The sequence below is a fragment of the Oculatella sp. FACHB-28 genome, from assembly GCF_014696015.1.
Classification (GTDB): Bacteria; Cyanobacteriota; Cyanobacteriia; order Elainellales; family Elainellaceae; genus JAAUTN01.
Genome location: NZ_JACJPJ010000023.1, coordinates 22583 through 28677 on the forward strand (window position 1 = coordinate 22583; position 6095 = coordinate 28677).

Annotated in this window: 8 protein-coding genes; 3 read left to right on the forward strand and 5 right to left on the reverse strand. The window is 46.6% G+C overall.

The features are described 5' to 3' along the window. Positions 1-5: 5 nt before the first annotated feature. The 3 genes from H6F88_RS32995 to H6F88_RS01340 form a co-directional block, all read right to left on the reverse strand. Complete coding sequence (locus H6F88_RS32995) at positions 6-647, reverse strand: transposase (RefSeq protein WP_347277648.1); 642 nt, start codon at positions 645-647, stop codon at positions 6-8. Between the two features lie 60 nt (positions 648-707). Continuing rightward, positions 708-1691: an ISL3 family transposase gene (locus H6F88_RS33000; RefSeq protein WP_347277649.1), complete on the reverse strand. Its 984-nt coding sequence runs from the start codon at positions 1689-1691 to the stop codon at positions 708-710. A 139-nt stretch (positions 1692-1830) separates the two neighbouring features. Next, a complete protein-coding gene (locus tag H6F88_RS01340) occupies positions 1831-2475 on the reverse strand; it encodes an SDR family NAD(P)-dependent oxidoreductase (protein WP_242050341.1) in 645 nt (214 codons plus the stop codon). Between the two features lie 133 nt (positions 2476-2608). Between H6F88_RS01340 and H6F88_RS01345 the strand changes: the two genes are divergently transcribed. From H6F88_RS01345 to H6F88_RS01355, 3 genes are all read left to right on the forward strand, one after another. Continuing rightward, positions 2609-3157: a PadR family transcriptional regulator gene (locus tag H6F88_RS01345; protein ID WP_190640954.1), complete on the forward strand. Its 549-nt coding sequence runs from the start codon at positions 2609-2611 to the stop codon at positions 3155-3157. A gap of 277 nt (positions 3158-3434) precedes the next feature. Next, on the forward strand, positions 3435-4076 hold the full coding sequence (locus H6F88_RS01350; protein ID WP_190640955.1) for a glutathione S-transferase family protein: 642 nt from the start codon (positions 3435-3437) through the stop codon (positions 4074-4076). A gap of 66 nt (positions 4077-4142) precedes the next feature. Continuing rightward, the gene (locus H6F88_RS01355) at positions 4143-4580 is read left to right on the forward strand and encodes an Rrf2 family transcriptional regulator (protein WP_190640956.1); all 438 of its coding nucleotides are present in this window, start codon (positions 4143-4145) and stop codon (positions 4578-4580) included. A 370-nt stretch (positions 4581-4950) separates the two neighbouring features. On the opposite strand, the gene H6F88_RS01360 is transcribed toward H6F88_RS01355, so the two are convergent. Both H6F88_RS01360 and H6F88_RS01365 read right to left on the reverse strand, forming a co-directional pair. Further along, positions 4951-5385, reverse strand: a complete 435-nt coding sequence (locus H6F88_RS01360) for a DoxX family protein (RefSeq protein WP_190640957.1) — start codon at positions 5383-5385, stop codon at positions 4951-4953. A 57-nt stretch (positions 5386-5442) separates the two neighbouring features. Further along, positions 5443-5967 carry an SDR family NAD(P)-dependent oxidoreductase gene (locus H6F88_RS01365; protein ID WP_190640958.1) on the reverse strand — a complete coding sequence of 175 codons (525 nt, stop codon included), beginning with the start codon at positions 5965-5967 and terminating at the stop codon, positions 5443-5445. Positions 5968-6095 lie beyond the last annotated feature (128 nt).

Here is a 6095-nt window from a genome sequence, read left to right on the forward strand (position 1 = left end):
TCTCTTTAGGAAGCTTGTAACTCTGTAGGTGTTGCTTTTGCAGTGAGGATAAAGCGTTTGCTGAGTAAGTCTAAATTGGCTCGTCCATACATTTGTCGTTTCAACATCTTCAACCGATTGTTTAATCCTTCCACTGGACCATTACTGACATTGTTCAGCATACTGGCTTTGACTGCGGCATAGTCATCAAAAAGACCGTTAGCAAAGGTTTGCAAAGGTTTTAATGCATTCTTCAGTACCTTCATTAACCAATCGTCAAAAGCTTCGGCTTGACGCTGACGCAGCATTCGTAAAAACTCATCTGCTAAACCAATTGTCATTGCAATATCGGGATGTTCTGCAACTAAATCATTTAGCAATTGAACCTCGTCTTTGTCCCGATTCTTCTGGTGCTTCAGGACTAAGTATGCAACCCGACGTGGAGTGAGTGGTGGTGTTTGCCGGTCAACAACTTTTGGGAGGTTTTTGGGAGGTAGCACTCTAGCAGGAGCTAGTCCCTCTGCTTCACGTATCTGGCTAATGTAACGGGTCAATGTCCGGTCACTGCCACTGTATCCTTGCGTTTGCAGAAGAACCAAAAGAGTCCTAGGCTGCCTGATTCCCTCATTCCACCACTCCAGAAGCATCGGTTTGTAGGGGTCTAGCACGCTTTTACCAAAAGTACATTTTCGAGTCGGGGTGGGTGGAAAATCGGGTAGCGCCAGAAATCACTGTACGGTTCGTACACTCACCCCAACCGTTTGAGCAATCTCTGTTTGCAACCACCCTTGTTCATACAGTTTTTTGATATCTTGCTGTTGCCCAACACGCTGTTGATAAGCAGTTTGGGTTTGCGCTTGGGCTTGGGCTGTAGCAGTGGGCTTGGCTATCACAACCTCCGTTGTCGCAGATGTGAAAGTCTTATGCTGCTTATGTTCAACCACTTTTAGTTCTGCTCGATAGCTGTTGAAAACCTGCTCTAGAGACTCCCCCAAGTTGTGCACTAAATGAAATCGGTCAGCTACTTGTATAGCGTCTGGTGACCCTTGCATCATCCCACTTTTATAGGCACTGGAGCGGTCGCGCGACAGCACTTCCACCCCAGGATGCTGAATCAGCCACTCCGCTAGCGTCTCTGCTTTGCGGTCTGGTAATAAAGCAATCGGTTGATGACGATCTAAATCCACTAAAATCGTGCCGTAGCGTTGTCCCTTACGAAAGGCAAAATCATCGACCCCCAGAACTTTTGGCACTGCAAATTGAGGCAGAGGAAGCCTTTTGATCAGGTTCAAAAGTGTACTCCCACTCACGGTAGTTCCTAGATGATGCGCTAAACGAGATCCTGCTGCACCTCCTAAGGAGAGCCCGATCTCTTGTAGTCTCTCTACCAATCGCAGGGTCTTTCTAGCCCAAGGAGCTACCAATTGTGCTAACCGTTCTGTGAAAATCCGACGATGGCAATTGGAATTGAGACAAAAGAATTTGCGAACGTGTAAATGCAAGGTCATGCTGTATTGAGCCAGACTGAGATCTTGCAGGCTGCGTTCATAGCCGCTATGAACACGGTGGCTAGAAACGCCACAAAGGGGACATTGGGCAGTTCTTTGAGTTGATGAGACGGTTACGAATAGATGGTGATTAACCGTATCGAGGTTCCAGTTGTCCAAGTAAATTTGTTGGGTATCTGGCAGAGAATGTCGAAGGAATTCCACGTCCTTTGAAATCCTGAAAGGGAGATATCTTGATCATGCCCTAAGATCACCAAAAGCTGAGAAGAGCCCTAGGAGCTTGACATTTAATACCATCGCGTGTTTTCTAGTTGATGAGCCTCTTTACTCTATCAATCCCACATCAAATTGACGCACTATCAGCCACTTCTCCTGCACTTAAAACCTTGCCCACCTTCATCCCTGCTCGATCGCTGAAACCGCTGTTGGTAGGACCTGGTGCAGAAGCAATCACATCCACACCTTTGGGTGCAAGTTCTACATACAAAGCTTCCGCTAGGGTCTGCACATAGGCTTTGGTCGCTGCGTAGTGAGCCGCAAAAGGCATCCCCTGAAATCCCACGATCGAACTCATCAACACGATGCCGCCCCGCTGCTGCTGGGCAAACCGCTGCGAGAAGTGCCAAGTTAGCCCCAAGAGCGAGCGACAATTAACATTCAACATCTCCATCTCTTGTTCCAATTGGGAATTAAGAAATACTCCTGATGTTCCAAAACCTGCTGCCGCTACCAGTAACCCCACATCCAAATCGTCAGTCTGCGCCACAAGGCTGTTTACACTCATTTCTACCGCTAAATCCTTGATGACCAGGCGCACCTCAATCCCATAGGGATCGCGTAAATCCTTCGCCATCTGCTCTAACACAGCTTGACTTCGCGCTACCAAGACAAGATTCAACCCTTCCTCAGCCAACTTCAGAGCCATCTCACGCCCGATGCCAGATGAGGCACCCGTGACAACAGCCCAAGGACCATACCGGGTTCTCAATCGATTTTGCAAATTTCCATACCAATATTTAAGTTTTTATATTCAATCTTTTGAATACAAAAACTAAGGTACACTCAAATCATGGAACCCGTCAAGAATGATTTGGTCCTAAATCGCTGGACCCTTTACCTTTATGGCTCTCAAGCACACAATTCTCGCTTTTTTATCACGTCAACCTTTGAGTGGTTATGAAGTCGCCAAAGAATTTACGGAAGGATTTGGAGGCTGCTTTTGGAAAGCGAGTCAACAGCAGGTGTACGCTGAACTTGCCAAGCTAGAGCAACAAGGTTGTGTCACCTACGAGGCAATTCCCCAGGCTGGACGTTTAGATAAGAAAATCTATTCCATCACTCCCGAAGGAAACCAATTACTGATCGACTGGTTAAGCCAACCGACAGAACCCACTGCTATCCGTGAGGATCTAGGTGTGATGGGATTAGCAGGACATCTCGTGCCAAATCAGGTGGTTTGCCGCGAAATTGAGCGCCGCCAGAAACTCCACAGGGAAATGGCACAACACCTAAAAAAGATGGATGAACATTTTGCCAATCATTTAGATTCGCTCGAACTCAAAGATCTTTATATGCACCTGATTATCCGTCGAGCGATTCGCTATCAAGAAGACTGGGTGGCATGGTGTGATGAAGCACTTGAGGCGATCGAGCGGGTTGTAAATCGTTAGAGGGTGAGAAAGCAGAACAAAAGGGCAATTGCTTTATTGAGGCTCTCAAAAGGCTTTCCTGGGAAGACTTTCAGGAAACCTGGTTCTGAGGATTGACAGAGAAGCTTTCAACTATTGTCTCCACTCAACATGAAGTAGCCCAACGGTTTTATTCATCGCTATTACAACCTACATCTTCCCCTTACGGCAACTTCTGCAATCAACCAACTGCTTGACAAACAACTGACCCCTGACTAAATTGTAACTGTGTTAGTTACACAATTACAAAAGGTGCGTGATGATCACTCTTTATGCTCATGGCTCCCCCAATCCTCACAAAGTCAGCATTGCTTTAGAAGAGTTGAGGCTTCCGTATGAAACCAGAATCATCAATGTTCGGGAAGGTGGGCAATTTAATCCTGGATTTATCGCACTCAATCCGAATGCAAAAGTTCCAGTCATCGTTGATCACGAAACCGAGCACACCATCTATGAATCCAACGCGATCTTGCTGTACTTGGCTGAAAAAACTGGACAGCTTTTTCCAATAGACGTTCAACAACGATGGAGAGGATTACAACTGCTCTTCTTCCAAGCGGCATCCATTGGTGCAATGTTCGGTCAGAGAGCGCACTTCAGCCTATTTGCTCCAGAAAAACCAACCTATGCAGTTGAGCGGTATTTGAAGGAAGGAGAGCGTTTGACCGCAGTGCTTGAAACATTACTCACAGGACGGGAATATTTTTTGGATGAGTACTCAATCGTTGATATTGCCCATTTTGGTTGGTTGTGGTGTTCGACTCGTCAGGGGTTTGCGATCGACTCCTATCCGAATCTGAAGGCTTGGTTTGATCGGGTTGCAACTCGTCCTGCTGTAAAAAAGGGAGTGACTGTACCCCTAGAACTGCCTGACTTTATCTCTTTTCGTCGTGCTGCCTAGTCCAAAAAATACGCTAAATTGTGTAGCAGACACAGCTACACAATTAGTGTCTTGGGAGGGTTTGTCTTGCCTACAAGTACCCGTTTTGCAGTTGCGGTACATATCTTGGCTGCTTTAGCAGTGAATGACGGTCGCGTAGTCCGCTCAGAGCAACTTGCTAGTAGTGCCAGTACCAATCCAACTGTGGTTCGGAGAATTCTATCGATGTTAGCTGAAGCAGGCTTGACTTCATCTCAACTAGGGTATGGAGGAGGGGCAACTCTGGCAAAACCAGCAGACCAGATTACATTGCTTGATGTTTTTCAGGTGGTTGAAGAACCCAACATTTTTGAGATGCACCGAACACCACCTGACAAAAACTGTTTTGTAGGGCGCAATATTCAGGAAGTTCTGACGCGATCAACAGCTAAAGCACAGCAAGCACTGGAAACGGAGCTTTCCAAAACTACGATTGCCAAAGTTGCTCAAGAGATTCAAATACTGGCGCAGATGCAGAACAGATAGTCTCTAGTGACGGACGATAGAGTCTCCTAAACGGGATAGTGATTATTCACTTCACCAATGTCATCACCGTCCTAGTCCAGGACCAAGCTTTCATCCGAGCCAAGTGCATCAGTGAGGGCTCGGTCTTAACTGTCAAGGCACGGCACAAGTTTAGGAAACGGCGCAACAGAATTCTGTTTCTTTCACACATAAGGAGCAGGATAGCTCTTGAACAGCTTTCATCACTCTGGCTGAAGAATAGCTGAAACAACGTAAATTCGTTGGCATCAGACTGGATGAATTCAGCTAAACCGTACATCAACAGCACGAGAATTTATCCTCCTCTCAGAGTGACAGAAGAGGGGTATTTGACGCACTACCGCAAAATCATCTACTGGACAAAGAAAATGGAGTCGAGTGAAAACGAACCGGGACCTAGAAATATAAATAGGATAGCGATCGCCAGATAGAGCAACGAATTGTCATAGGATTCTCCTGGTGCATCAGGTGCTGGCTTAACAAATGGATGTCTCTGAACCAGATGCAGGAACAACGCAACCAGCATGGCTCCTACTAAACCGAGAGCCGCTAAAGGGGTCAGGAAACCAGCAATAATAGCAATGCCACCCCCCAAAACGGACAGTGCGCCCAGCGCCTGGAGTAAACCTGGAAATCCAGATGGTTTACCGCCCATATCCATCCAGTGAAAAGGATTTTTTGCCATTGGAAAGCTATACATGACAAGCACGCTTCCCCAGGTGACTCGCAGTCCTAGAAGTGCCCATGCATCTAATCCATTGAGAAATGTCGGTAAGTATTGAGTCATGTTCATCATCTTGCGACTAACCTCCTTTTGTACTGCTAATACACTGCAAACGTATTACTACTCTGCAACCATCGTTGCCATCCACTGCTTGACGGCTTTTGGGCTGGAGAGCAACTGAGCTTCCATATCCTGAGCTTGCTTACCTGGATAAACCTCTTCCACCCCATCAACAACTGCTTGTAGCGCGGCCCTCACCACTTCTTCTGGAGCCACTTTTGGTGGTGGAAACGCTTTGCTCATGCCTGTATCCACGGTTCCTGGCATCACCGCAATGACTAATGTGCCTTGAGATGTTAGCTCTGCCCGAATTCCTTGAGTTAAAGAGAGCGCTGCTGCTTTAGATGCGCTGTAAGAAGCATTAAGCGGAAAATTTACCTTTGCCAGAATGGTCAGCATATTGACAATTGCCCCGCCTCCATTGGCTTTAAGAACCGGAGCAAAGGCGCGACACATCAGGAATGTGCCAAGGTAATTTACTTCTATCTCAGAGCGCATCTTCACTAGATCAGCTGACAAAAAGCGTTGATTGAATCCAACACCAGCGTTATTGATTAACACAGTGACATCCTGACACTTCTCCACGGCGGCAGTGACAGAGAAACTGTCAGATCTGGGTACTCAGATCACCGCTTTTTTCATCACCTCTTATCATCAGAAGCTTCCTCTTTCCCATTTGCGATTAGATGGCTTGAAATAAATCTTTCAATTCA

Coding starts and splice junctions, on each gene's coding strand:
- H6F88_RS01345 (WP_190640954.1), top strand. CDS start 2,609: ATGGCTCTCAAGCACACAATTCTCGCTTTTTTATCACGTCAACCTTTG.
- H6F88_RS01350 (WP_190640955.1), top strand. CDS start 3,435: ATGATCACTCTTTATGCTCATGGCTCCCCCAATCCTCACAAAGTCAGC.
- H6F88_RS01360 (WP_190640957.1), bottom strand. CDS start 5,385: ATGACTCAATACTTACCGACATTTCTCAATGGATTAGATGCATGGGCA.